This window comes from Candidatus Melainabacteria bacterium RIFOXYA2_FULL_32_9 (genome assembly GCA_001784615.1).
Classification (GTDB): domain Bacteria; phylum Cyanobacteriota; class Vampirovibrionia; order Gastranaerophilales; family UBA9579; genus UBA9579.
In genome coordinates, this window is sequence record MFRQ01000042.1 from 16,130 (window position 1) to 18,789 (window position 2,660).

Below are 2,660 nucleotides of genomic sequence, written 5' to 3' on the forward strand. Positions count from 1 at the left end.
ATAAAAGTTAAACTGGGATACTGCATTTTGCAGCAACTAATCATTTCTGTTGAATAGTTTATACCTGTGTAATTTGCTGAAAATTTTCGCAGGTGTTCGGTAGTTCGCCCCCCTCCACAACCAATATCGAGAATATTTTGATCTTTGATTTTATTTATATATTTTTCAAGAATTGCGATTTCAGGCTTTTGCAAGTTTTTATCAGCGGAAAAGAATTTTGATTGCTTTTTTGATTCATAGAATTTTTTTGTATTTAAATCTGTATTCATAACCCTTCCCCTTAAAACATTTTTCTCAAATAACTTTATATAATTTATACGCATTTTTCTTTCTAAGTAAATAGTATATTATTTACATAAGAAGAGTTATTTGATAGAAAAATTGCATAATAACACTAAGTTATTTTGTAGGAATTTAGTTATTATCAAAATAATTTGTTTGTCTTATTGCTTCGTATAATACTATAGAGGCACAATTTGAGAGATTTAAGCTTCGACGCTCTATTTTCATAGGAATTTTAAGGCTATTATTTATATTTTCTTCTATTAATTCTTTAGGCAAACCCTTTGTCTCACTTCCAAAAACCAGAAAATCTCCTGGTTTAAATTGCATCTCTGTATATAGTTTCTCAGCTTTAGTAGTTAAATAATAGAAATTGTTGTCAGGAAATTTTTCTTTTAATTCTTCTAAATTATTATATTGCTCGATTTTTACCTCATCCCAATAATCAAGACCGGCTCTTTTTAAATGTTTGTCTGTAATAAGAAACCCTAGTTTTCCAACTAAATATAATTCACAACCAGTACAGGCACATAATCTAGCAATGTTGCCTGTATTTTGAGGTATTTCAGGTTCTATTAAAACTATTCTAAATGATTCTTTATGCATATTATTTAGAAGGGAAAAATCTCTTACTTTCAATTATAACGGGTAAACCTCTTACAACACAGAAAAATACTGCTGCATAAGCACTGAAATAAGCAATATAATTTACAATGTTTTGATAAGGATAAATTTGTGGTACGTGAGCCGCTATCAGGAGTGCAAATGCTAATGCTTTAAATACAGCATATGAGCCTCTGCTGAAATTGGAAGTTACAAGAAATTTACCGATTTCACTTTTCATCATTGTACTTGACCCAAAAGCAGTATATCCCTGCTCCATAGCTACACTTCTTAAACCGTCTGTAATGAGTCCACGAGTCACTACTATTAAAGGAACCCATAAAGGTAACCATCCTAAAGCCAGGAATGAAATCCAGTAAACATTTTCTACAATTCTATCGCCGATAATATCTAAAACTGCGCCAAATTTTGATGTTTCATTAAATTTTCTGGCTACATATCCATCTAATCCATCCATCCAAATAACGACTATTGTCAGTGCGAAGCAAGTCCAATAAACAGGCGTTGTCTTTATGAACAGCAAACCAACTATAATTAATGCAAGGATTGCTCTAAAAATTGTGATTAAATTAGCCATTACGTTTCCTCTCTCCCATAATATAGCCGATACTATACTAGCATAAAATTGTTAATTGTATTTAATTGTAAAATGAAACATTTACTAATAAATTGAGAGACCTGTTAGAGTCTCCCAATGTTATATTTTTCTTTATATGCGGTATTTTATCCAACTAAAACTTTTTTAAGGTTAACTACGTTGCTTAATGGTCTTTGAGTTCCTTGAATTTCGCTAACTATGTAATTAACTATCCATTGATTTTCCAGATTATTTTTATAAGCTGCTTGTAAAGGTTCAATACTTGCACTGCCGAGTCTTATTAAAGTCATTGCAATTAAAGCTCTGGTAGTACCTTTTGAGTTTCCTAATGCATTTATAAGAGTTGGTATTGCTGATTCACCTATTTTGACTATATGGTTTTCTATATCGTTTCTGGTTTTATTATCAGCATTTTCAGATGCTTTTAAAAGATAAGGAATAACATCTTTAGGGAATTTTTTACTTTTGTCCGCACAGCTTTTAATTAGTTTTATAGGATTCGTTAATACCGCTTGCATACTTCATAACTCCAGTTTAATTTATCTTCCAGTCTCTTAATCCAACTTTTTTCCAGTCTCTAATAAAGGTAAAAAATACACTTTATTCTTAATTAAGATAATTATACAATTAAAATTTTTCATTTTTATTTATCTATATATTTTCTTTATATGATTGTTAAGAAATATAAAGAAAATATTTTTTGCAATTGAAATGATTTATATTGTTGAAGAGTACTGTTAAAATTTTTGAGCTGCCTTTATTTTAAGTTTAATCCGGAATTATTTTGTTATGTCTAAAAAGTTAAGAATGAGTTATACGAAATTATCCTTTTATTTAGCTTGTCCTAAAAGATATTACTACAGGTATGTTGAAAAAAGGCCATACTATCCACATGTTATGGCCAGATATGGAAGTAATATTCATAGATCATTAAAAGATTTTTCTGAGGCTATTACAGCAGGAAAGCCTATAGATAAGGATGCACAGGTAATTTTATACGAAAAACAATGGACGAATGTGAGTAAAGATGTAACTAAAAACCTTGAATTAAAGAATCTTGGAATAAAGCAATTACAGGATTTTGTTGATTTAAATATAAGTGAGATGGGAAATACTATTTATCTAGAAAAAAGCTTTAGTTTTCCACTTGAGAATA

The 2,660-nt window shown here is 29.5% G+C and carries 3 protein-coding genes and 2 pseudogenes (1 of these 5 cut by a window edge); 1 reads left to right on the forward strand and 4 read right to left on the reverse strand.

The genetic code is table 11. The annotated features are described in order from the left end of the window. The 4 genes and pseudogenes from A2255_01010 to A2255_01025 all read right to left on the reverse strand — a co-directional run. A pseudogene (locus tag A2255_01010) lies at nt 1-269 on the reverse strand (hypothetical protein); it reaches 490 nt to the left of the window's first position. Nucleotides 270-414: 145 nt separating this feature from the next. Further along, nucleotides 415-888 (reverse strand): tRNA (uridine(34)/cytosine(34)/5-carboxymethylaminomethyluridine(34)-2'-O)-methyltransferase TrmL, encoded by a 474-nt coding sequence (locus A2255_01015; protein ID OGI22033.1) that lies wholly within the window; start codon nt 886-888, stop codon nt 415-417. A 1-nt stretch (nt 889) separates the two neighbouring features. Further along, the gene (locus A2255_01020; GenBank protein ID OGI22030.1) at nt 890-1,483 is read right to left on the reverse strand and encodes a hypothetical protein; all 594 of its coding nucleotides are present in this window, start codon (nt 1,481-1,483) and stop codon (nt 890-892) included. Nucleotides 1,484-1,629: 146 nt separating this feature from the next. Further along, the gene (locus A2255_01025; protein ID OGI22031.1) at nt 1,630-2,022 is read right to left on the reverse strand and encodes a hypothetical protein; all 393 of its coding nucleotides are present in this window, start codon (nt 2,020-2,022) and stop codon (nt 1,630-1,632) included. Nucleotides 2,023-2,293: 271 nt separating this feature from the next. Here A2255_01025 and A2255_01030 point away from each other — a divergent pair. Beyond that, nucleotides 2,294-2,660: pseudogene (locus A2255_01030) on the forward strand (hypothetical protein).